We start from the raw sequence: 24,277 nt of genomic DNA on the forward strand, positions 1-24,277 counted from the left end.
CGTATTAGTTGGGTTAACATAACTTAACACATTTTAGATTATTTTCTTATAAATACCTAACAATCAATATTTTATTTTTCTCAAGGTTAACACTAAACTAATATCTTCTGCCCATTCTCTAATTCTGCAAATTCTGATTCAGACAGCTGCGATAGGGATAAAAGCGGATACCGGCCCGCGCCTAATGCCTTGTGTGCGTATGAGCGGTTAGCCCGGGCCAAAGGCATCGCCATAATAATTTAATTTGGTGCATAAGTATCTTCGGCCATGTTTCCGGAGGGACTTCCTGTTAAATAATTTCATTCATCAACATTAAATTAATGTTAATAAAATAGATATTTGCATTTTATTAACATTGATTTAACGTGAACAGATTTTACTTATTTTTATTGGTACTCATTATTGGCTCTTCGGCAGTACAAGCCCAGGATAGCAAAGTAGGTACCTGGGGCATAGCCACCGTTGTATTACCGGGCGATAGTGCCCACAAATGGGGCGGATACTCTGAAATTCAAACTCGAACAAACGGCGTGTTTAAACAGTTTCAGTACTACGAGGCAAAAGCGGGCGTAAGTTACGATCTGGATAAAAACTTTACCGCCCTGCTTGGCACCGGCACTTATCATACTTATGATTATACCGATCTTGATAAAGGCCCAGCAACCAATGAATTCAGGTTTTGGGAGCAAATGACGGTTAACCAGTTTTTAGACCGCTTTAAATTCGAACACCGTTACCGCATAGAGCAGCGCTGGGTAAATGGCGATTTCCGTAACCGTTTCAGGTATCGCCTGAACATGTTTATTCCTTTAAATCACAAAAAAATTATTGCCAACACCTGGTTTATCTCGGTTTTCGACGAGGTTTTTTTTAATAACCGGGCACCCAATTTCGAGCGCAACCGTATATCTGCTGCTTTGGGTTACCAGGTTGATAAAAGCTGGATAGTGCAGGCCGGCTGGATAAATCAGCGTAATTATACAGCCATACAAAGCAGCGCCAAAAACAATATTATGCTAATGCTGATGTACCGTATTAACCGCAAAAACGCTGTGCAGCGCGAACATGTGCCTACCACAACCGATTAATACATTAACATAGCGGCTTAGTCCATTACGTAAAAATATCTTTAACTGCGTGTTAATTTATTGTTACCCTTTGGCCCGACTGATTAATAATCATAACAAATACAAAATTTCGATTGTGATTTCTTGATTTTGCTGTTAACTTAGCCGCCGGTTTACAAATTACAAATATCTGACAATAAAAAAATGAGCTTAATAATTGACGTACACGCCCGCCAGATTTTAGATTCGCGCGGTAACCCTACTATCGAAGTAGAAGTATTAACTGAGAATGGCGCATTCGGTCGCGCCGCGGTACCTTCTGGTGCATCCACCGGTGTACACGAAGCTGTTGAACTTCGCGATGACGATAAAACAAAATACATGGGTAAAGGTGTGTTAAAAGCCGTTGCCAACGTAAATGACATTTTAGCTCCTGAATTAAAAGGTATTGATGTGTTTGATCAAAACAGCATCGACGCCCTGATGATTGAAATTGATGGTACCGAAAATAAAGGTAAAATTGGTGCAAACGCTATATTAGGTGTTTCATTGGCAGTTGCAAAAGCAGCCGCACAGGAAAGCCGTCAGCCTTTATACCGTTACATTGGCGGTGTAAATGCCAACACTTTACCTATCCCGATGATGAATATCATCAACGGTGGTTCGCATTCTGATGCCCCTATCGCTTTCCAGGAATTTATGATTATGCCGGTTGGCGCGCCATCATTTTCTGAAGCATTACGTTGGGGTACCGAAGTATTCCACAACCTGAAAAAAATTCTGCACGACCGTGGCTTATCAACCGCTGTTGGCGACGAAGGTGGTTTTGCTCCAACTTTTGAAGGCACCGAAGATGGTGTTGAAACCATTTTGAAAGCGATTGAAAAAGCAGGTTACAAACCAGGCGAAGATATCTTTATCGCTTTTGACTGTGCTGCATCTGAGTTTTACAAAGACGGCAAATACGACTATACCAAATTTGAAGGCGAAAAAGGTGCTATCCGCACCAGCGCCGAGCAGGTTGAATACCTTGCAGAGCTTGTTGCCAAATACCCTGTTATTTCGATTGAAGACGGCATGGCCGAGGATGATTGGGATGGCTGGAAATTATTAACCGAAAAACTGGGCAAAACTGTACAGCTGGTAGGTGATGATTTATTTGTAACCAACACCAAACGTTTACAACGTGGTATTAACGAAGATACTGCAAACTCAATCCTGGTAAAAGTAAACCAGATTGGTTCATTAACAGAAACCATCAACGCGGTAACTTTGGCACAAACCAACGGTTATACCTCGGTAATGAGCCACCGCTCTGGCGAAACTGAAGATGCTACCATTGCCGATTTAGCTGTAGCATTAAATTGCGGCCAAATCAAAACAGGTTCGGCTTCACGTTCAGACAGGATTGCTAAATACAACCAATTGCTTCGTATTGAAGAAGAATTAGGCGCAAACGCCAAATTCATTGGTAAAGATTTTAAATTTCTGAAAAAATAATTTCGACCGATATAATGAGCCATCTGTAAACAAAACGGATGGCTCATTTTTTATGAAATGACCAATATTTTCGGCCGCAATTGATGTGGGCCTATAACTTAAGTAACACCTGTTACGTTATAAACAAAATACCAGTACTAAATTTTGATGGATAAGAAAAGGATTTCGAGGGGATTGTGGTTATTATTGCTTTTAGCTTTAGTTATTGGGGCCGATAGGATCAGCAAGATATATGTACGTGATCATATTCATTTTGCCATTGTTATTACCGTTATAAAAAACTTCCTCACCATTACCCGTGTTGAAAATACCGGTGCATTTTTAAGTATGGGCGATAGGTTGCCCAACCCATGGCATTTTATCCTGCTTTCGGTTTTGCCGGCGGCGGCATTGGCTTGGGGCTTATTGTACGTGCTATTAAAACGCGGTTTAACACTGCTTAACCAGGCCGGCATTATCGTGATACTGGCAGGTGGAATAGGTAACCTGTACGATAGGGCGGTTTATGGCAGCGTAACCGATTTTGCCCATATGAACTTTGGTGTTTTTGAAACCGGCATATTTAACATTGCCGATGTAGCCATTATGGTTGGTGTAGGCATACTGCTGCTAAATGCATTTTTACGCGAACGCGAGCAAAAAAGGCAGGCAGCTGCCGGGAAAGCGGTTACGGCTTAGTTTTTGAGCTCGATTTTATATTTTAGGCTATCCAACTGCCCTACTGTTAAATCAATTCTTCTATAGATATTTTTATACGTTAGCGGCGTACTCTCTGGCAATAGCTGAATGTCTCTTCTATAAAACAAAAAAGTTAACCCACCCTTATCTGCTGCCTTATTTTTCCAACTCGAGGCGTTAATTGAAGGGTGGATGGTATCATGAGGTAATAATTGATTACCATTAATGTTATAAGCTATATCATACCGTCTTTTAGCTGTATCGTTTGCTGCTATTGAATCATAAGCAAAGTTATAAGTATATTCATTTTCCGATTTATAATCATGCACATAATAATATAATGAGTCGGTAGTATTGTTAATGATAGCGATATCATTATTTCCGGGATCGTAAATGCATGAAAACATAAATATAACGAAACAGGTAATTGTGATGATGGCACATCTTTTCATTTTTTTGATGACTAAGTTATTATTGATACCATTTTATCAGCAAAGTAACCTTTGGTTGCAGGTAAATCGCTTTTAATTTTTTTCAGCTACAAACGGTTGACCTTTACAAAATAATACACTTTTAAGCTGCCTCGTAGGCTACATGTTTGTAGAAAACGAATAGTTCAACCTTTTTTGCTCCTTAGGAGCTACCTTTCTTCAGGATCAACTTTCAAAAGCGATTTCCCTGCCTTTGGTTGTTCAAATTAATCTTAATATAAAAAAGCGTATCTTTGCAGAAAATTATGCCTCGCTAAAAACATAGGCATATCAGTCTATAATATTACAAGCATATCTGCACATCTGAAATTTGCACATCTGCACATTCAAACAAACATGTCATTCGAAAATTTAAAATTAATTGAGCCTCTCCTCAAGGCCTTAAAAACCGAGGGATATACAACCCCTACTCCTATCCAGGCGCAAGCCATTCCTATTGTATTAAATCACCGCGACTTATTGGGTTGCGCACAAACAGGTACGGGTAAAACCGCCGCCTTCGCGCTACCAACTTTGCAGTTACTGTTCCAGGACAGGATGGCCCACAAAGAGCAAAAAGCTATCAAAGCCTTAGTGCTTACCCCAACCCGCGAACTGGCTATCCAGATTGCTGAAAGCTTTACCGCTTATGGCAAACATACCGGTTTAAAAAACCTGGTTATATTTGGTGGTGTATCGCAAAACCCACAGGTTGATGCTTTACGCCGCGGTGTTGATATTTTAATAGCAACTCCAGGCCGTTTGTTAGATTTAATGAACCAGCGCTTTGTACACCTTGACCAGGTGCGCATGCTGATACTGGACGAAGCCGACCGCATGCTGGATATGGGTTTTGTAAATGATGTTAAAAAGATCATTGCCAAAGTACCTTCAAAAAGGCAAACACTGTTTTTCTCGGCCACCATGCCTGCCGAAATAACATCATTAGCCAATACCATCTTAACCAATCCCGAGCGGATTGAAGTAACCCCGGTATCGTCTACAGCCGATACCATACAACAAGCGTTATATTATGTAGAGAAGAATGATAAAAAATCATTGCTGATCCACATACTTAAAGATAAAGGCATTAAAACCGCACTGGTATTTACCCGTACCAAACACGGCGCCGATAAGGTTGTAAAAGATTTGAATAAAGTAGGCATTACTGCTGAAGCCATTCACGGTAATAAATCACAAAACGCGCGTCAGCGGGCTTTAACCAACTTTAAAAACCGTACTACCCGCGTGCTTATAGCTACTGATATTGCTGCCCGCGGTATTGATATTGACGAGCTTACCCACGTTGTAAACTACGAGTTGCCAAACATCCCCGAAACTTATGTACACCGTATCGGTCGTACAGGCCGGGCCGGCGCCGATGGCATAGCCATGTCATTCTGCGATTCGGAAGAGATCCTGTTTTTACGCGACATCCATAAGCTGATAGGGAAAGAGATCCCTGTTGAAGAAGGTCACCCTTATCCAATGAGCCCCGTGGCTATGGCTGCAAACTTAGTTGCAGGCCAATCTAAAAAAGGATCAGGCAGCTTTAAACGCGAAGGTGGCCGTGGCGGTAGTGGCCGCAAACCTTCAGGTGGTGGCGGCGGCAGACCAGCCGGAGGCGGCGGTGGTCGTTCTGGCGGGGCAAGCGGCATGAGCGGTGCAAGCAGATCGTCGGGTAGAAGATAGTTCATTAAGTGAGTGGTTGATTGGGTGAATGGTTGATTAAGTTAAAAATCAATCACCTAATCAACCCAATCAACCACTCACCAAAAATATTTGCACCAATAAAAAAAATTAAATAGCTTTAAATGAAATTCAAAGAACCCATATTGATGAAACGCCTCATTAACCTTTTTAAGAATAAATTCTTTTTGGTTACGCTGGCATTTTTAATATGGATGATTTTTTTCGATAAAAACGACCTGTTTTCGCAATACGAATACCGTACCCAGGTAAACAAGCTAAAAAAAGAACGCGATTTTTATAAAGCCCAAACAGACCAGGTTACCAAAGAGCTTAACGAGCTTACATCCAACCCGCAGCAATTAGAAAAATTTGCCCGCGAAAAATATCTCATGAAAAAAGATAACGAAGATGTTTATCTGATTATTCCTGAGAAAACAGAGAAATAGAGGCAAGAAGCCAGGTATTTAAAAAGCAATGTATTGTTCATTGCTTTTTTTGTTTTTGCATTCTGCCGCTAAAAAACCAGGAAGCTACTCAATTGCCCCCCCTCAGGACTGATGCTTACTCCGTTATATAAGGCACCTTTACGTTTTTATACATTGGTTTTTGCAGTTGCAATTTTAGTTTTTGAAAGCTTTCTGTAGGGCCTTTGGTGGCAAACATATTGCTTAGCCAGGCGGGAATGCTGCCACCGGGATCGGCATGCAGGGTGTACAATACTTTAACTTTATTATTACCAACAGGCGTGAGTACCCATTTGCCTTTTGAATCGGCTACACGCACCACACCAGCCTTTCGGGGTACCATATCAGGGATGCAGGGGGCATCAACAGTAATAACTTTACTAACCGCATCCTGCGATACCTTTATGTGAGCTATAAAATCGCGGTTGCTTACGGGCCAGGGCACCTCTACCATCGAATAGTAATACAACTCCAATGGTGACACCTGTTTTATAATATAGTTTGATGAGGTATGGTACAGCCAATCCTCGCTGTTTTTCACATCCATCAAAACGGCTACCAGCCGCGAGGCCGGAACATCAAAATGGCACTCCACTTTAATGGCGTTTATTTTTGAGTTGGATACTTTGCGTGTATAAATATTTACACCGTCGTTACTGTTTTTTAATACCCAGCCCTCATCGTTTTGGGCAAATGCTGTATTAACAATCAGCAGGAGTAATAATGTTAATTTATAGTACATGGTAGCAAAACGGGTTGCAGGCCCCGATGTAACAAAGCTATATACAAAACAGGCCGGTATTATAACCGGCCTGTCAATTTTAAGTCATTTAGCCTCACCTCTTCTTTTTAAAGTGAATGTACCCAATCAATAACTCCCCCTTCAGGGGGTTGGGGGGCTTATTTTAAACTCATAGTTACCCGCCACCGCCTTATATTCTTTGCCGATGGATTTACCTGATAAGGTAACTTTACCTGCGGGGAAGGTGATACTTGCCGTTGAATTTGCCGGCACCGTTACTTTATAAGTAACACTACCCCCCTCCCGTTTCCATGACGATAAAATTTTGCCGTAGGGGCCAACGTGCATAGCTGTAAACTCATTTAAGCCGGGCACAAAATGAGGCACCAGGACCACATTTTTAAAGCCGGGCTGATTTGCATCGGGCTGAATTCCTGCAATGCCTTTGTACAGCCAGGCGCCAATTTCGCCAAACATAATGTGGTTAAGGGATATGTCAGATTTGGCATCAATCTGCCAGTTCTCGTACAGCGTTGTTGCTCCGTTCACCATCCACCAACCCCATGAAGGGAAAGTTTCCTGCGATGCTATCCTGTACGCCACATCGGGGTAACCATTGTCGCTCAAGGCGCTTAAAATGGCTTTGGCGCCAAGGATACCTACATCCAGGTGGTAATTATCAGCAGCCACGCGGGCGGCCAGGTTGGTGGCCACCTTGCTTTTCATATTATCGGGCACCACACCCCAGAATAACGGAACACTCAATTCGGTTTGAAAACCCTGACCGTAAATGCCGGTTTGCGTATTAAGGTATTTGGCATTGATGGCATTTTTTATTTTTGTAGCCAGTGCTGTATATTTTACAAAATCGGTTTGTTTACCTAAAATATGGGCTGCTTTGGCCAATATCGTTGCATCTGTATAATAATAAACCGACGAGGTAAGTTCAACCGGCGAAACAGATTTTACAGGTACCCAATCGCCAAGGCCCCAGCTGGTAAGGCCGGTCGGGTACAGCTCATCAATATGGTTTACATATTTTTCGATGCTGGTGTAGCTATCTGCCAATAGCCTGCTATCGCCATAAAACAAGTAAATATTCCAGGGGATGATGGCAATAGTACTTGTCCAGTCGGGCCCATTGCCCCACTCATACCCCCAGCCGCCGGTGGGGATAATGGAGGGCAATACGCCGTTAGGCTGCTGCTCATCCCGATGATCGGCCAGCCACTTTTCATAAATAGTAATGGCGTCAAAGTTGTACAGGCCTGTTTCGCTGGCTATGTGGGCATCGCCCGTCCAACCATTCTTTTCGCGTTGCGGGCAATCTGTTGGGTAGCCAAACAAGTTGCTCAGGTAGCTGTGATTAGTGGCGCTCCAAATTTGGTTAATAGTTTGGTTTGATGAGCTTACCTCGCCTACCGGTTGTACATCGCTGTGCATAAAGTAAGCTTTCAAACTTTCTTTGGTCAGCTGGATAGGCTTGCTGCTGCTTACCTCTACATACTGAAAGCCTTTATAGTTAAACTTAGGCATAAAGGTTTCTTCGCCTTTACCACCAAGAATAAAAATATCGGTCTGGAAAGGGTCTTTATCATCTGTCGGGCGGTAATGCAGGTCGATATTGGATTGATCTACGTGACCGTTCTTATTCAGCCGCTCGGCATGTTTCAGGCGGATTATTGTGCCCGAATCGCCTTTAACGGTAATCTGGCTTACGCCCGATATGTTGCGGCCTATATCAAACACCCACAGGTTATCATCAATTTTAGTGATGGTTTTGGTGGCTATCTCCTCTACATTACGAATAGGCTGCATACTTTGGGCCACAATATTAGCCGATGGTGCCGACCGGTTAATTACGTTTTTCCATCCGGAGTCAACAAAATCGGCGGTATTCCATCCGGGTTGTTCCTTGCGGGCGTCATAATGTTCGGCGGTATAAATGCTATTGAATACTATAGGGCTTAAAGATGTTTTCCATTGTGTGTTGGATGATATGGTTTCGGTAGTGCCGTCGGTGTAGGTTACCCTTAAGTCCATACAAAAGGTTGGCCTGCCACGCCATGGCGCCTGGTGAAAAAACCATACAGCCGTGCTTTGGTGGTTGTACCAACCATTGCCCAACAGCACCCCTATGGCGTTTTTGCCGTTCTGCAGGTTGGCGGTTACATCATAAGCCACATAAAGCGTACGCCTGTCAAACCGGGTATACATTGGATCGAGCCGGTGGTTGCCAATTTTTTTACCGTTAATATAAAGTTCATATAAACCTGCTACCGCGATGTATGCCCTTGCCGACCTGATAGTTTTGCCAACCTTAAACGTATTGCGAAAATACGGTGCAGGGTTAGCTGCAATGCCATAGTTATCGCTTATCCACGATCCTTTCCAGTTGCGCATTTCCATCATCCCCGTTTCAAAACTGGTAATTGCCGATGAGCTAAGCTTTTTACCAGCGTTACCCCACAAAACAACCCGCCAAAAATATTTAGTAAAGGGCTGCAATATCTCGCCGTTATAGGTAACCAGGCTGGTGGCCGATGACGTTTTAGTAGTTGCCCAGCTATCGGCCTTACCTGCGGCAATCGCCAGCGAATCGGTACCTACAAAAAGCTGGTAGGCAGTTTGAGCGGCTCCCTGCTGTGCATCGGCCATTTTCCAGGTTAGGCGGGGGTGTTTGGCGTCGATACCTATTGGGGTAGTCAGGTATTCACACTGTAGGCCCATAGCTGTTGGCGTTTGCGCAGCAGCCACAGGGATTTTAAACAAACAAAAAAACGATAAAGCGATGTAAAGCGCAGGCTTACATAAAAGTAGTTTCATATTAAATGGTAGTATCCGGGTTTATAAAAGTAGTAAAAGGTTTTAGCCAAATCATAGTTAAAACTATGCCGAAAGCATGCTTTCAACGTATACCCTGCAATGTAAAATGATATTTTTATTTGGGCGTCCTTTACTGTCTTGAAGGATATGAATTTACACCCAGTGGCGTAAAATAACAGGTTTCAGGAAAAGGCCTGTATTATAACAATGCCTTTAGCACCGGCCAAACGCTATCGGCCATTACTTTGTAGCCGGCTGCATTGGGATGCAGCCCATCGGGTAAATTAAGGTGTGTTTTGCCTGCAACACCATCTAAATAAAAAGGCACAAAAGCCATTTGGTTGGCATCGGCCACGCTGCGAAAAATAGCTTTAAAATCTACGGCAAACGTCCCGGGGATAAAAGCCGGAACTTCCATACCCAACATTACCAGTATGATGCCAGGATATTTTAGTTTTACCTTGTCAACAATGGTTTGTATATTTTTCGCAGTAGTTTGCGGCGATATACCCCTGATGATATCATTTACACCTAATTCGAGCACAAAAACGTGCAAAGGACGATTCACCCAATATTCCAGCCGCTTTAAACCACCAGCCGTAGTATCACCACTAAGACCACCATTAATGCAATGATACGGCAGGCCCGCAACATCTATTTTTTGTTGTATCAACGCAGGGAACGACTCGGTTTTATGGTTTCCTAAACCGTACCCCGCCGTAAGGCTATCGCCAAAAAAAAGTATGTTTTTAACATTGGTCATTGGTCATTGGTCATTGGTCATTGGTCATTGGTCATTGGTCATTGGTCATTGGTCATTGGTCATTGGTCATTGGTCATTGGTCATTGGTCATTGGTCATTTAGGGCCAAGTTTAATTGGCTGTCGTTGTTTTAAAAAATTCAAATAAATCCACCAATGACCAATAACAGCGAAGCGAAACGACTAATGACAAGCGAAGCGACAATGACTAATGACAGCAAAGCGAAATGACTAATGACAAGCGTAGCGACAATGACAGCAAAGCGAAATGACTAATGACAAGCGTAGCGACAATGACAGCAAAGCGAAATGACTAATGACAAGCGTAGCGACAATGACCAATGACAGCGCAGCGAAATGACCACCTAATATCGCGTATTATCCCTGTAGTTTTGCGCACGCACGGCAATTTGTTCTAAAGTAAGCTCGCCATATTTTTTTGCACGGTCAAACCATTCAGGTGCCTCTTCGGCCAGGTTATCGATGATTGATTTTCCATCAGGTCCTTTTTTTGTAACGTAATTTATGCCATAGGCAACTGCTGCACCAACGGCAAGTATTTTTATAAAGCCCATATTTTTAATGTTTTGTTTAGTAATCATATGACAATGATGGTGCCAGTTTGTTACGTAGCACCGATAGTGAGAGTTAAATAACTACAAATAGTTTAATGTCTGTTATAAACAACTCCCAATAGGCAAACGTGTAGTTATTGCTTTAATTGTAATTTCCTGATTGTCTCTTTTTGCCTATTTTTACTCCTGCTATGTTTTTTATCCTATCCAAGGTGCTATCTTTTTTACTGTTGCCGGTTTTGTATGTTTTTGTTTTGTTGCTGATAGCCGCTATAACAAAAAGGCCTAAATTGAAACGCAGGTGCCTTACCTGGGGAGTGGTGTTATTATGGATATTTTCGGCCCCTTTGTTTTTAAACCTACTGGCCAGGGCATGGGATATAGCTCCTGTTAAACTGCCGCCAGGCAAAACATACGGGGCAGCCATAATTTTAGGTGGTTTTGTAAGTGAAAACAAACAAGGTAAAGGCGTATTTAACTGGGCTGCCGACAGGTTTATACAGGGCATTTTATTGCAACGAAGCGGCCAGGTAAAAAAAATAGTGATATCGGGAGGAAACAGCAGCCTTGTTCCGGACGCTTTTAGAGAAGGATATTTTGTGCAGCAGCAACTGCGGATACTTCAGATTCCAGACAGTTGTATACTAATAGAGAACCACGCGCGTAATACGGTCGAAAATGCATCATTAACCAAAGCGCTGCTACTGAAAAATAAGCAACAGGGGCCTTACCTGCTGGTAACCTCAGCCTTTCATATGCGCCGGGCTATGCAAATATTTAACGGCCAACATGTTGATGTAATTCCATATTCCTGCAATGTAATTTCAGGTGATGTACAATGGTCGCTTTTTGAGTTAATGCCCAGTGCCGAAGTTTTAAGCAAGTGGAGCCTGTATATCAAAGAAATTATTGGTTTTAGCGTTAACTATTTATCGGGGAAGGCTTAATTAGCCACTACTTTCAATTTATCGTCGCTATCCTGTGCCCGGTTGTTCTTATTCCAGTCATCTATATCAACTAGTCCTGGTTGGGTTTGGTAGTGTGCACTGTCTTTAGGGCACCGCACTATAAATTTGCTGCCTTTAGCTTGTTCAATTACCGGGCGGCTTCCGCATATTACGCAGTTATAGCAAATTACTGAAAGTTGGATCTTAATAAATTGGGCCATAGGGTTGCTAATATGTCTACTGTTTCTTTAATTTTATATACCCGGTTATGGGTATATTTTAGTATCTGCTATGTAAACCAAGGTATGCAAATAAAATTCGCAACCCGGTGGTAATTTAAAAAGCCCGAAAATGGAATACAATTATAGGTTTATATTTCAATAATTAGTCAACCGCTAAATTATTTATTTATTTTGGCAAACCAGCAGTTAAATACATTGGTTGTTTTATGGGGATACTATTAGTTGAGGACGAACCAAATGTGGTATCGGTAATTAAGCGCGGCCTCACCGATTATGGTTTTGAAGTAAGCGTTGCAGCTAACGGTGCAACGGGTTTACAAATGGCGCTCGATCATGATTTTGACCTGGTTATACTTGATGTAATGCTGCCCGTAATGGATGGCATACAGGTTTGCAAACGCATCAGGCAGCAAAAAAAAATGATGCCCATTATTATGCTCACGGCGCTCGATTCTACCGAGAATATTGTAAGCGGCCTGGATAGCGGCGCAGATGATTACATGGTAAAACCGTTTAAAATTGCGGAGCTTGCCGCCCGCCTTCGTACGCTGCTGCGCCGCAGCGGAAGCGAAACATCAGCAAATAACACCTATACAATAGGCAACCTGCTGCTCAATACCGAATCAAAAATAGCTTACCGCAACAACGAGACATTAAAACTTACAGCAACCGAATACCGGTTGCTTGAATATTTTGTGAAAAATCAAAAAAAGGTATTATCCCGCATCCAAATCCTGGAAAATGTTTGGGATATTGATTTTAATATGGGCACCAATGTGGTAGATGTTTACATAAACTATCTGCGTAAAAAGCTGGAGAAAAACGGTGGCCCCAACCTTATCCATACAGTGTTTGGTATGGGTTACCTGATGAAAGAGGGCGATACCGATGAAGATACAAAGTAAAATAACATTGTTATTCCTGATGCTGTCGGGCGGTATACTTATACTGCTTAATGCATCCATATTTTACCTTGTTTACAAATTCAACTTTGATGATTTTTATAAACGGCTGGAAGCCCGCGTAAACATAGCGGCGGAAGTACAGCTGTCGCCAGGCGCCAAAAGTAAAGCTACTTTAGAGGTGCGCAACAAATACCTGGAGAAGCTGGATTCGGAAAAAGAGTATTTTTTAGCGGTAAGCAACGGCAATAAAGTGCGGGCAAGTGCCGGAATTGCCGAGGTTTTTATCGACGATATATTACTGACAGGCCAGGCCCATTACAGGCATGATAACACTTTTTATGCAGGCTCGCTGTTCAAAAAAGGCAATGCAGGCTATGTTGTTATTGTATCGGCATCAAACCCAGCTGGTTTCCAGGAGCTAAAAGACCTTCAAAAAATATTGTTATATGGCTTTTTGCTGGCCATGATATTGGTATATTTTGTGGGCAAGGTTTTTTCCTTTTACACCTTTCAGCCGGTGAGGCGAATTATCAACAATGTAAAAAACATCACCGCCAATAACCTGCATTTCCGGCTGGACGAACTGACCGGCAAAGACGAGATAGCCGAGTTATCGCTAACGTTTAATGACATGCTTAACAGGCTTGAAACAGCCTTTGAAACACAAAACAACTTTGTAAGCAATGCATCGCACGAGTTACGCACGCCGCTAACCATTATATCATCTGAGCTTGAGCTGGCTTTAAACAAACAAGACCTGAACAGCCAGCAACGCGGGGTTTTAAATACGGTGTATGCCGAATCGGAAAAACTGGGCCAGATCCTGAACAGCCTGCTTACGCTGGCACAATCGGGCTTTGATGGCAAAAGGCAAAACTGGGAAAGCATCAGGATGGATGAACTTTTGCTTACCGCATCCGAATCTGTTAAACGAATAAACCCGGAGAGCAATATCTATATCGATCTTGAAAACTTACCTGCCGATGAAAGCTTGCTTTACGTAAAAGGCAACAGCAATTTGCTGCGGCTGGCCATTAACAACATTATCAGCAACGCTTGCAAATACTCCAATAACCGGCCTGTAACAGTTAGCCTGTTAGCCGAAAATAAAAGAGTGATTATTGCTATTAAAGACCAGGGCATCGGCATCCCCCAAACCGAGCTTCAGCATATATTCGAGCCTTTTTTCCGCGCCTCAAACGCCCACGAGTACGAAGGCCATGGCGTTGGCTTGCCCTTAACGCTTAACATCATCCGCCTGCACAAAGGAAGCCTGGGCATCAGCTCGGAAGTTGGAATAGGTACCGAGATTAAGGTATTTTTGCCTGTAGAGCCTCACCCTGCCCTCTCCAAAGGAGAGGGTTTTTAAAAAGTAATGGGTTAAACGATTCTCGAATATGCAAATCAAAAGTCCTCTCCTTTGGAGAGAATTTAGGTGAGGCTATAAGCATTCTAATCAATTTCTAATAACTTTCTTATATCCTCCTAATTATTGGCTGCTACACTTGTATCAAACAAAACATACAAGGTTTCACCATTAATTAAAATTACCATGAAAACGTTATTAATCCCTACCGATTTTACCCAGCAGTCTATTCAGTATATTCCTGCTTTGGCCCAGGTTTTTTATCCCGAAAAGGTAAGCATTGTGTTGGTACATATGCTTAAAATTACCGATAACATGAGTGAATTGCTGATGCTATCGCGGCGCAGCGTAGAGTACCGGCAAATTCCCGATAATTTTTATATCAGGTGCCGCGATATCGAAAACAAGTATAGCCATGTCATCAACAATATTGCTATCACTTTTTTTTATGGCAGCACGGTTGCAGTTTTCAATAATTTCCTTGAGGCTCATGAAGTTGACGCCATTGTGCCCCCACATGACAATTACGAGTTGCTTTTTAAAAACAGCATAGCCCCGCAAATGCTTTTTGATAAATGCGATACAGCCCTAATAAAGCTGCCTAAAACGCCAGGCACTTTGGCAGATGTAGTAATTGAGGAGCCTATTTTAACTGAACATGAATCATAATTAAAATTTCACACCTATGTTATTAAAAGAAAATATACCGGTAAGCTACGTATTTGGTAAAATAAAAAAGGAAGTTTTGATGGTGGCTGTGTACGCCATTACCATCTATTGTGTTCACCAATACTATAACTTCAAAGATGTCTCTATTCCGCTAACGGTGCCCACCATTTTGGGTACCATCATATCGCTCTTGCTGGCCTTTCGGTCAAACCAGGCTTACGACCGCTGGTGGGAGGCCCGCATTCTTTGGGGAGGTATTGTAAATGACTGCCGCACCTTTGCACGGCAGGTGTTAACTTTTGTGGATAGCAGCCATGATGGCGAGCAAAAATGGGCGTTAAAAGAGCGCATCATCCGCAGGCAAATGGCCTGGTGCTATAGCTTAAGCTGCCACCTGCGCGGTCAAAACGCAAAAGATAACCTGGAGGCCTACCTAACCGACGATGATGTAAAAAACATCAAAAAGCTCGACCATATTCCGCTTGCAATAAACGAGTTGCAGGGTCATGACCTGCGCACACTGTATAAGCTGGGCTGGATAAATGAGTACCAGCAGGTGGCCCTTGATAACACACTCACCAACTTTATGAATTCGATGGGTGGCTGCGAGCGTATTAAGAATACCGTTTTCCCGGTTACCTATAGTGTGTACATTCACTGGCTGGTTATGTTTTTTGTATTGCTGCTGCCTTTCAGCCTGATGGAATTTTTCGGGATTTTCCAGGTGCCACTGGTAATAGCCATATCATCGGCCTTTTTCCTGATCGAAAAAATGGCTATCCACCTGCAGGATCCGTTTGAAAACAAACCTACCGATACACCCACAACAACAATTAGCCGCACCATCGAAAAAAACCTGAAACAGATGATGAAGGATGAGTTACCTCATGACATCGACGCGGTGATAAGTAAACAACCGCAAAAACCGGCTCAGTTTTACATACTTTAAAAAGAGTCAAGAGTTAAGACTTTTTTCTGTTCCGTGACGCCGCCTGTTTTCATAAGGAAACGGCGGCTTTTTTGTTAAACATCCAAAAAAATCTTGATACTTGATACTAACTACTTGCTACTTGTTTTAACTACTTGCAACTTTTTAATAGTCTTGACTCTTGGCTCTCGTTGATTGCCTCTTGATTCTATTTTCCCCGATTCTTTTCGCTACTTTGGCTATCTTAAATTTTGGAACAAATCGCACTGTATAAAAATGACTTATTGCCTCGGAATTAAGGTTAAAGAGGGTTTATTGGCTATTGCCGATACCCGTATAACCTCTGGTACAGATACCACTGTAAAAAAGAAGATCACCATAGAACAAAAAGATCATTTTTCGCTTTTTATCATGACCAGCGGTTTACGGTCGGCAAGGGATAAGGCTATTGTTTATTTTAACGAATTACTGGAAACCAAGGAGTTTAACAAAATGTACAAAGCTGTAAACGCCTTTGGCGAGCAGGTAAAGCGGGTAATTGCCGAAGACAAAGCATCATTAGAAGCCGCGGGTTTCAGGTTTGACCTGAACACCATTATAGGCGGACAGCTAAAAGACGACGACGAGCACAAGCTTTTTTTACTGTACCCCGAAGGAAACTGGGTTGAACTTGGGCAGGGTGCGCCTTATGTAGTTATAGGAAATTCGGGCCATGGCAAGGCGATATTAAACCGCATCCTTACCGAGGAAAGCAGCCTGAAGCTGGCCCTTAAAACTGGTTTTCTTTCGTTCGATTCAACAAGGGTAAGCTCCAATAATGTGGATTTCCCGATTGACGTTGCTGTTTATAAAAAGGATAGTTTCGACATTATCCAGCAACGATACGAAAAGAAAGACCTGGAATATATATCGGCCCAATGGGCCGAAGAACTGAAACTGGCTTTAGAACATATATCTGAAGACTGGATGGATACTACCTTTAACAAATTAGAAGAAATTAAAACCGAAAGCTGATCAATGAAATTCAATGTGTTTACCCAAATGGAATATGTAGTACGGGCGCCGGGCACATTGATATTAAACATACATGCATTACGTACACCCAACCAAACTGTGCTGAACGAGGAGTTTACGGTTGACCCTTACGTTAAAATTGAGGAGATCATATCTGCCCAGGGCGAAAACCGGTTGATGCGCTTCGAGGTATATCAGCCGGGGACTATTAAAGTTACATACAACGCGCTGGTTGACAATTTTTATGAGCTTACCGACTATTCTCAACAACAGGAAACGTTGGTGGCCCAGCTCGATTCATCGGTGCTGCCTTATCTAAACCCAAGCCGTTATTGCCAGTCGGATAAATTGTACCGGCTATCGCACAATCTGTTTGGCCACATCACCAATCCGTTTGAGAAAGTAGTTACCCTTACCGACTGGATTCACAATAATGTGCAATATTTAAGCGGGTACAGCAATTCGCAAACATCGGCATTTGATACCGTTACCGAACAGGTTGGCGTTTGCCGCGATTTTGCCCACCTGGGTATTGCCCTTTGCCGCGCCTTAACCATTCCGGCCCGCTATTTTACAGGATATGCCTATCACTTATACCCTGCCGATTTTCATGCCTGTTTTGAGGCTTACCTGGGCGGCAAATGGATACTTTTTGATGCCACCAAACTGGTGCCCTTAAATGGCCTTATAAAAATTGCCACCGGCCGCGATGCCGCCGATACCGCCATAGCCAACATTTTTGGCGATGTAACCTTTACCACCATGCAGGTAAGCTGCGAACTTGACCCTAATGAACATAATTTTGAACCGGTGTACTATATTCATGGCGGGTATAACGGATTATCGTATCTGTAACCCCCCTATTTGGGAATTATTCTGATTGAAACGCATAAATATTACGCTTTCTTTTTCAGCCTGTTCCCGTAAACCCAGTTGATGCCCAATACGGCAACGCATATCAGCAAACCAAAAAACTCCCGGGTTTCTTCTATCCATGGTTTTTCAGCCTTCATGCTTTCTACCAGGCTTTCGGAGTGGTGTTGGGTAAACCAGTCTATCAGGCCATTGGCATCAAATATTTTATATGTAGCATAAGCCAGATAAAGGAATATGCCAACTGCATACCAAACCGGGTAAAACTTTTTTTGCGAAGCTTTAAAGCAAAACCAGGCGCTGTAAAGGTAAATAGGCACCCAAATGTAAGGATCGGGGTCATTATATTGCAGGGCCGCAAAAATGACAAACAACACAACAAATACGATGTTGAAAATTTTCATGATTTAAATGGATATTGGTTTTGATTGGGCTTAATGCAGGTTAAGCGCTTAAAGATAATATTTTTTGAGTTTCCTGTTGATTTTGGAGATAGTTAACCAGGGCAAGCGCATCTAATTGGGTTAACATAACTTAACACATTTCAAATATATTTTTTACAAATTGCTAATAGTCAATATTTTATATTTGATCATGGTTAACACTATATTGATCGTGCAATTTATAAACATCCAAATATCTGTGCCTGTTGTTGGCCAATACAAGTCCCTTATTCGATTTAAAAAGACACGAAGCTTTTTTTGCGAAACGCAAATGCGCCGKCTATCTCAACAAAATGCGAGCATAAATTTCCGGCTGATCTTATGTAAATTGTAAGTTGATGTCATGTATTTTGTAAGTAATTAAGTAGTTTTTGCTGATTATCCTCTTCCTCAACCGTTCTTAACTTTCATCATAACCCATTTCAAAACAAACATTTAACATTATTATAACATCTATCAAAACAATTTCATTACTAAGCGCTTTTGGATAATAGTTTTTTCCACCTCCTGATAACCTTTATATGAGCTTAGCTGATCTTTACCCTTCAAAAAAAACATTATTAATAAGCTTTATATTTTTCTGTATCGCCTCCAGGCTTTTTGCCCAAAACAATATATTCGATCAAAAGCCCGAGGTGAAACTACGCTATTACCGGGACGTTCGGGATACTTCCGTAAAACGCAGGTTTGGCCGTGCGGTAGCCGAATTGGGTATAGCCGAAATTACGCCCTGGATTTTTGACCGCTATGTAGCCAATAAGGATTATGCCCGTATAAATTGGAAAAGCGTAAGCCACAACCTTAACCCCGGCAACTGGGAGTTTGATAACGATCCTTTCCAAACTAACCAGTTTGGGCACCCTTATCACGGCAGTTTGTTTTATAGTGCGTTCCGAAGCAATGGCTTTAGCTTCTGGCAATCGGTACCAGCTACCATGGCGGGCAGCTACCTTTGGGAAACCTTCGCCGAAAACCAGGCACCTGCCCCTAACGATTTTATAAACACCAGTTTTGGCGGCATAGTGTTGGGCGAGATGACTTTTCGACTATCCAGTCGTATTGTAAACAACCGCCAGCGGGGTTTTAAAAGGCAGGCCAGCGAAGTAGCAGGATTAATTATTAACCCCATGCGCGGATTAAACCGCATTTTAGATGGCACCTGGGGCAAAGTTTATGGCAATAGCACCGAGCGAGACTCATCAAAAATAGGCGCCGAGTTTGATCTTGGAGGACGGATATTTAATTCACAATCCGTAAGCCCGTTTGAACATGGTCGCTTTGGCTGGTTCGGCCGGGCCTCATTATTGTATGGTGTACCCAATGAGGGCTTCAGGAAGCCGTTCAGCAATATATCTATAACTGCCGAGTTTGGTAAGGACGATAGCAGCTCGGTTAATGTGATAAGTGTATATGGATCACTTACCGGATGGGACATTTCTGTGGTTGACCAGGATAAAATGGAGAACCTGGTGATATTATCAGCAAACTATGATTACATCCGCAACCAGGCGTTTTTTTACGGAGCACAAAGCGTAAAATTTAATCTATTCTCGGAGCTTAAGCTAACGCATGACGTAAAAATAACCGGCAGTCTCGGGGCCGGCCCTATCCTATTGGCCGCCGTACCCGATCAATACATATACAATAGCCGTAATTATGATTATGGGCCAGGCTTCTCTGTTAACGGGGGCGGTACCATAAAGCTTTTAAATAAATTATCATACAGTGCAAATTACCGGGGAGGCTGGATGGTAACAATAGATGGCAATAAATCGCATTATTTTTTGCACACTTTTAGTAACGAAGTAAGCTACATGTTTATCAAAGGCCTCTCCATAGCTGCCGAATCGGGTTATTTCCGGCTGGAAGGAAACTATCGTGACTATCCCGACGTGAATAAGAAATATCCTTACCTCAGGATCTCGACAAGATATTCGATAGGAAATTTGTAGAGAAGCTAAAAGCAGAAAGCTTAAGGCTTAAAGCCTGACAACGCGCCAAAAAAGCTTTTTGCTTTACGCCTTTGGCTTTAAGCTATCTCGACAAGATATTCGATAGGAAATTTGTGGAGAAGCTAAAAGCAGAAAGCCTAAGGCTTAAAGCCTGACAACGCGCCAAAAAAGCTTTTTGCTTTACGCCTTTAGCTTTAAGCTATCTCGACAAGATATTCGATAGGAAATTTGTGGAGAAGCTAAAAGCAGAAAGCCTAAGGCTTAAAGCCTGACAACGCGCCAAAAAAGCTTTTTGCTTTACGCCTTTAGCTTTAAGCTAAAATAGACGTCGCGGGCAGATTCGAACTGCCGTTTAGGGCTTTGCAGACCCCCACCTATCCTCTCGGTCACGCGACTTAAAAAAAACTATAAAATCACTTATTAGATTGGCAGGGGGCGAAGATGGTATGTTATCTTTCTCCGTTGAATGGAGCAGGAATTAGCACCTTTTACATTATGCGGATGTATAGGTTGCTAAGACGTCTTTGGGCCTTTCCCTCAGTCTTTCTTGATAAGTTAAAATAAAGAACGATTTGTCTTTGTTGACGATGCAAACATAAAACATTATTTATATAAATCCTATAGGGATAGTAGAATATTTTTTAATAAATCATTATCTCTTTAAAAATCAGCAGTATAAAATAAAAACTGCATCGCTCCCGCGATGTTTCCAGCTTGTGGGTCGGACAGTTTCAGCTTTCAGCTGAGCTTAAGCGAGGTAATATCCGCGAATTAGGCTGCGCTAACCTTGGGGTAGTTGGATTGTTTAACTAACAGAAACAAAAAACCTCGGATGCAGAAGGCGCAACGCCAGGTGATGAAGTAAAGAGGGCATTGCGTGTTAATAAGATTGCCCGCTTAAGCTTTAAATTCACTTTTCTTTCATCTCATGGATTATTCCGCTACCTAAATACGCCAATCTCCCCCAGCCTTTTGCAAAAAAAACTGAATAACAGTTGCCTGTTATAACTGTATTTTGGGTACTTTAATATACAACTATACTTTGCAGATACCTAAGGATAGTTATGCAAATGATAAGCGTTAATATTGCTTTAACCAATTGAAATAAACACAAAAATGAAGGTAGCTTTATTTGTTCCCTGCTATGTCGACCAGTTTTACCCCCAGGCGGCTATTGCCACCCTTGAACTGCTGGAAAAGCTGGGTTGCGAAGTTCATTACCCTAAAAATCAAACCTGCTGCGGGCAGCCTATGGCCAACAGCGGCTACGAACACCTTACAGGCGGTTGCAATAATTTATTCATCGATAATTTTGCCGGTTACGATTATATTGTTTGTCCGTCCGGTAGTTGCACGCTGCATATTAAAGAACACCTGCATTCGCACGAAAACGAAGATAAAGCCGCAGAAATCCGTAAACGCGTTTTTGAGCTTACCGAATTTTTGGTAGATATATTACAGGTAAAAAGCCTGGAAGCCAGCTTCCCCTACAAAGTAGGTATGCACCAAAGCTGCCATGGTTTGCGTGGGTTGCGAATTTCGCAAATGACAGAACTGGTTGCCGAACCTTTTAGCAAGCCGGGCCAACTGCTGGGCATGGTTAAAGGCCTGGAGCTGGTACCCTTGAGCCGGGCCGATGATTGCTGTGGCTTTGGCGGCACATTTTGCGTGGTGGAAGAAGCCGTATCATCCAAAATGGGTAAAGACCGCGTAGACGACCATATTGAACACGGGGCCCAATACATCACCTCGGCCGATTTGAGCTGCCTGATGCACCTGGAAGGCATCCTGCGCCGCCAAAACAGCAATGTTAAAGTAATTCATGTTGCCGAAATTTTAAACCACACTATCTAAATGAGCAGCACCGCAACAAAAGATCACCCGCAATTAGCCGCCATATTTAACCGCGACGAGCCACGGGTTGACTGGCACGACGAAACCTTGTGGTGGGTACGCGCCAAACGCGATATTGCAGCACATAAACTGCCCGAGTGGGAACTGCTGCGCGAAACAGCCTCGCAAATTAAAAACAACGTACTATCAAACCTGAGCACCTACCTGGAGCAATTTGAGGCTAATGCCATCAACAATGGGATAATAGTACATTGGGCGGCTAATGCCCAAGAGCATAACAAAATTATTTATACCCTGCTGGAGAAACGGGGCATCAGCCGCATGGTAAAAAGCAAATCGATGCTTACCGAGGAGTGTCACCTTAATGAATACCTGTTAAAACAGGGTATAGATGTTATCGACTCCGACCTGGGCGAACGCATTGTTCAGTTAGCCGGCGAGCCGCCAAGCCATATTGTACTGCCCTGTATCCACAAGAAAAAGGAAGAAATAGGCGACATTTTTCACGAGCATTTAGGCTCGGCCAAAGGCGAATCAGATCCTAAAATATTAACCGAAACCGCTCGTCAGCACCTTCGCGAAGTGTTCCTGACCCGCCGCGCGGCGCTTACCGGGGTTAATTTTGCTATTGCCGAAACCGGCGAGTTTGTAATATGCACCAACGAGGGCAACGCCGATATGGGCGCCCACCTGGCCGAAATCCATATTGCATCCATGGGTATCGAAAAGATAATTCCCGAGCGCAAGCACCTTGGCGTATTTTTACGCCTGCTTACCCGCAGCGCCACCGGGCAGCCTATTACCACTTACTCCAGCCATTTCAGCAAACCGCAGGATGGCAAGGAAATACATATGGTGATAGTTGATAACGGCCGCAGCATCCAGTTGGGTCGCGAAGATTTTCGCAATTCGTTAAAATGTATCCGTTGCGGGGCCTGTATGAATACCTGCCCCGTATATCGCAAAAGCGGTGGCCACAGTTACCATACCGCGGTTGCCGGCCCTATAGGTAGCATCCTGGCGCCCAACCTCGATATGGAAAAATATGCCGACCTGCCCTTTGCTTCTACCCTATGCGGCTCATGCAGCAATGTGTGCCCGGTTAAAATTGATATTCACGACCAGCTATACAAATGGCGGCAGGTAATTGTTAAGGCAGGCTACACGCCCAAAGCAAAAACTTTAGCCATGAAAGGCATGGCTTTCACCTTATCATCGCCCACAATTTACCGCGCGGCAGGCAAAATGGGTCGCTTTACGTTCAAATACGCGCCTTTCGCTGTTAATAATGGCGCAAACCCATGGTACAAACACCGCGAAATGCCCAAAGCACCCGAACAGTCATTTGGCGAATGGTATGCCAAAAGAAAGGAAAACAAGAAATGAGCAGCCGCCAAAACATATTAGCAGCCGTAAATGCAAACCAGTTTAGCCAGGCAGATTTACCCGGCCTTGAGGTTTTAAGCACCCTGACATCCACTAACGACAACCTGGTTGAAAAATACAAAACCATCGGCAGTGCAGGGGGTAGTTTTGTATACGAAGTGGCCGACTATGCGGCCATCCAGAACATCCTTCACAAGGAGTTTAAACCCGGTGTAAAAATCATCTCAGGCATTAAGGAATTGAATGAATACACCTATGTTGCCGATGTAAAACACGAATTATCCCACAGTTTTGCCGATGTGGAGTTATGCATCCTCCGGTCGGGCCTTGGCGTTGCAGAAAACGGGGCATTATGGCTCACAGAAGAGGATATGACCGTCAGGGTGCTGCCCTTTATTGCCCAGCACCTGGCGGTAGTAATCAGTAAAACTAACTTAGTGCCGACTATGGCGCAGGCTTATGAAAAAATTGGCAGCGCAACGTATGGCTATGGAGCATTCATCTCCGGCCCATCAAAAACTGCCGATATTGAACAATCGCTGGTTATTGGCGCCCACGGCCCACGCAGCCTGTCGGTTTTTATCCTCCCTTAGCCCTTAATTACCTGGTTATATATTTTTAAGTAAGCCTGCCGGTTGATTGACGGCATGCTTTTTTTATTGTCTTCGTCTTGATTCTTGAATCTAACTTCCTGATTCTTTCCCCGGCGTTGCCTGCGGCCGGGCTCTCTGCTCATACTGCACGGGCCTTGTCCACAAGCCGGTATCCGCGACGATCCCTAACGCATTTTGTCTGGGCCGAAATTTATGGGTTAATGGATTATTCGATTTTTATTATTCTTTTCGCTGGTAAACAGTACAAATTTACGCGCTTCCTTTTTTATATCAAAACCGCGCTTTATCCATACACAAACAGGTAAAAAC

At 43.1% G+C, this 24,277-nt stretch carries 23 protein-coding genes, 1 tRNA gene and 1 riboswitch; of the genes, 16 read left to right on the plus strand and 8 right to left on the minus strand.

All coding sequences use genetic code 11. The features are described from left to right. Positions 1–365 precede the first annotated feature (365 nt). From AC1DU2_RS08845 to lspA, 3 genes are all read left to right on the plus strand, one after another. The gene (locus tag AC1DU2_RS08845; RefSeq protein WP_477383775.1) at positions 366–1,088 is read left to right on the plus strand and encodes a DUF2490 domain-containing protein; all 723 of its coding nucleotides are present in this window, start codon (positions 366–368) and stop codon (positions 1,086–1,088) included. Positions 1,089–1,271: 183 nt separating this feature from the next. Continuing rightward, on the plus strand, positions 1,272–2,567 hold the full coding sequence (gene eno / locus AC1DU2_RS08850) for a phosphopyruvate hydratase (RefSeq protein WP_477383776.1): 1,296 nt from the start codon (positions 1,272–1,274) through the stop codon (positions 2,565–2,567). Between the two features lie 147 nt (positions 2,568–2,714). Continuing rightward, positions 2,715–3,245: a signal peptidase II gene (gene lspA, locus AC1DU2_RS08855; protein ID WP_477383777.1), complete on the plus strand. Its 531-nt coding sequence runs from the start codon at positions 2,715–2,717 to the stop codon at positions 3,243–3,245. Here the strand turns inward: lspA and AC1DU2_RS08860 are convergent. Then, positions 3,242–3,697: a hypothetical protein gene (locus AC1DU2_RS08860; protein ID WP_477383778.1), complete on the minus strand. Its 456-nt coding sequence runs from the start codon at positions 3,695–3,697 to the stop codon at positions 3,242–3,244. The two genes, lspA and AC1DU2_RS08860, sit on opposite strands and share 4 nt — an antisense overlap. Before the next feature lie 375 nt (positions 3,698–4,072). Here AC1DU2_RS08860 and AC1DU2_RS08865 point away from each other — a divergent pair, with 375 nt between their 5' ends. Further along, complete coding sequence (locus AC1DU2_RS08865) at positions 4,073–5,407, plus strand: DEAD/DEAH box helicase (protein WP_477383779.1); 1,335 nt, start codon at positions 4,073–4,075, stop codon at positions 5,405–5,407. Positions 5,408–5,529: 122 nt separating this feature from the next. Beyond that, positions 5,530–5,853: an FtsB family cell division protein gene (locus AC1DU2_RS08870; RefSeq protein ID WP_477383780.1), complete on the plus strand. Its 324-nt coding sequence runs from the start codon at positions 5,530–5,532 to the stop codon at positions 5,851–5,853. A 115-nt stretch (positions 5,854–5,968) separates the two neighbouring features. Here the strand turns inward: AC1DU2_RS08870 and AC1DU2_RS08875 are convergent, their stop codons facing one another. From AC1DU2_RS08875 to AC1DU2_RS08890, 4 genes are all read right to left on the minus strand, one after another. Further along, entirely contained in the window at positions 5,969–6,613 is a 645-nt protein-coding gene (locus AC1DU2_RS08875; protein WP_477383781.1) for an START domain-containing protein, read from the minus strand. 141 nt (positions 6,614–6,754) lie between these two features. Beyond that, entirely contained in the window at positions 6,755–9,439 is a 2,685-nt protein-coding gene (locus AC1DU2_RS08880) for an alpha-L-rhamnosidase (protein ID WP_477383782.1), read from the minus strand. 199 nt (positions 9,440–9,638) lie between these two features. Beyond that, the gene (locus tag AC1DU2_RS08885) at positions 9,639–10,202 is read right to left on the minus strand and encodes an arylesterase (protein ID WP_477383783.1); all 564 of its coding nucleotides are present in this window, start codon (positions 10,200–10,202) and stop codon (positions 9,639–9,641) included. Positions 10,203–10,565: 363 nt separating this feature from the next. Next, positions 10,566–10,802 (minus strand): YtxH domain-containing protein, encoded by a 237-nt coding sequence (locus AC1DU2_RS08890; RefSeq protein ID WP_477366035.1) that lies wholly within the window; start codon positions 10,800–10,802, stop codon positions 10,566–10,568. Between the two features lie 164 nt (positions 10,803–10,966). Here AC1DU2_RS08890 and AC1DU2_RS08895 point away from each other — a divergent pair, with 164 nt between their 5' ends. Next, a complete protein-coding gene (locus AC1DU2_RS08895) occupies positions 10,967–11,722 on the plus strand; it encodes a YdcF family protein (RefSeq protein ID WP_477383784.1) in 756 nt (251 codons plus the stop codon). On the opposite strand, the gene AC1DU2_RS08900 is transcribed toward AC1DU2_RS08895, so the two are convergent. Then, the gene (locus tag AC1DU2_RS08900; RefSeq protein ID WP_477383785.1) at positions 11,719–11,943 is read right to left on the minus strand and encodes a hypothetical protein; all 225 of its coding nucleotides are present in this window, start codon (positions 11,941–11,943) and stop codon (positions 11,719–11,721) included. The genes AC1DU2_RS08895 and AC1DU2_RS08900 overlap by 4 nt on opposite strands. 227 nt (positions 11,944–12,170) lie before the next feature. On the opposite strand from AC1DU2_RS08900, the gene AC1DU2_RS08905 reads away from it, so the two are divergent. The 6 genes from AC1DU2_RS08905 to AC1DU2_RS08930 all read left to right on the plus strand — a co-directional run bounded on the left by AC1DU2_RS08905 (position 12,171) and on the right by AC1DU2_RS08930 (position 17,701). Further along, complete coding sequence (locus AC1DU2_RS08905; protein ID WP_477366044.1) at positions 12,171–12,869, plus strand: response regulator transcription factor; 699 nt, start codon at positions 12,171–12,173, stop codon at positions 12,867–12,869. Continuing rightward, positions 12,853–14,238: a sensor histidine kinase gene (locus tag AC1DU2_RS08910; protein WP_477383786.1), complete on the plus strand. Its 1,386-nt coding sequence runs from the start codon at positions 12,853–12,855 to the stop codon at positions 14,236–14,238. Before AC1DU2_RS08905 ends, AC1DU2_RS08910 begins: the two co-directional genes overlap by 17 nt. Positions 14,239–14,421: 183 nt before the next feature. After that, positions 14,422–14,904, plus strand: coding sequence for a hypothetical protein (locus tag AC1DU2_RS08915; RefSeq protein WP_477383787.1), 483 nt, complete (start codon positions 14,422–14,424; stop codon positions 14,902–14,904). Positions 14,905–14,920: 16 nt separating this feature from the next. Then, positions 14,921–15,853 (plus strand): bestrophin family protein, encoded by a 933-nt coding sequence (locus AC1DU2_RS08920; RefSeq protein ID WP_477366053.1) that lies wholly within the window; start codon positions 14,921–14,923, stop codon positions 15,851–15,853. 255 nt (positions 15,854–16,108) lie between these two features. Then, a complete protein-coding gene (locus tag AC1DU2_RS08925; RefSeq protein ID WP_477383788.1) occupies positions 16,109–16,846 on the plus strand; it encodes a proteasome-type protease in 738 nt (245 codons plus the stop codon). A gap of 3 nt (positions 16,847–16,849) precedes the next feature. After that, on the plus strand, positions 16,850–17,701 hold the full coding sequence (locus AC1DU2_RS08930) for a transglutaminase-like domain-containing protein (protein ID WP_477383789.1): 852 nt from the start codon (positions 16,850–16,852) through the stop codon (positions 17,699–17,701). A 41-nt stretch (positions 17,702–17,742) separates the two neighbouring features. Here AC1DU2_RS08930 and AC1DU2_RS08935 read toward each other — a convergent pair whose 3' ends face one another. After that, a complete protein-coding gene (locus AC1DU2_RS08935) occupies positions 17,743–18,123 on the minus strand; it encodes a transmembrane 220 family protein (RefSeq protein WP_477366059.1) in 381 nt (126 codons plus the stop codon). Between the two features lie 560 nt (positions 18,124–18,683). Here AC1DU2_RS08935 and AC1DU2_RS08940 point away from each other — a divergent pair. Continuing rightward, entirely contained in the window at positions 18,684–20,114 is a 1,431-nt protein-coding gene (locus AC1DU2_RS08940) for a DUF3943 domain-containing protein (protein ID WP_477383790.1), read from the plus strand. Positions 20,115–20,439: 325 nt separating this feature from the next. Here AC1DU2_RS08940 and AC1DU2_RS08945 read toward each other — a convergent pair. Then, a tRNA-Cys gene (locus AC1DU2_RS08945) sits at positions 20,440–20,510 on the minus strand. A 50-nt stretch (positions 20,511–20,560) separates the two neighbouring features. Continuing rightward, positions 20,561–20,671: riboswitch (SAM riboswitch) on the minus strand. 559 nt (positions 20,672–21,230) lie between these two features. Here AC1DU2_RS08945 and AC1DU2_RS08950 point away from each other — a divergent pair. From AC1DU2_RS08950 to AC1DU2_RS08960, 3 genes are read left to right on the plus strand one after another with little or no spacing between them, the layout of a single operon-like run. Further along, positions 21,231–21,968, plus strand: a complete 738-nt coding sequence (locus tag AC1DU2_RS08950) for a (Fe-S)-binding protein (protein ID WP_477366064.1) — start codon at positions 21,231–21,233, stop codon at positions 21,966–21,968. Further along, complete coding sequence (locus AC1DU2_RS08955; protein ID WP_477383791.1) at positions 21,969–23,354, plus strand: lactate utilization protein B; 1,386 nt, start codon at positions 21,969–21,971, stop codon at positions 23,352–23,354. Then, complete coding sequence (locus AC1DU2_RS08960) at positions 23,351–23,947, plus strand: LutC/YkgG family protein (protein ID WP_477366068.1); 597 nt, start codon at positions 23,351–23,353, stop codon at positions 23,945–23,947. The genes AC1DU2_RS08955 and AC1DU2_RS08960 overlap by 4 nt, the downstream gene beginning before the upstream one ends. Positions 23,948–24,277 lie beyond the last annotated feature (330 nt).

This window comes from Mucilaginibacter sp. P4_C11 (genome assembly GCF_056402115.1).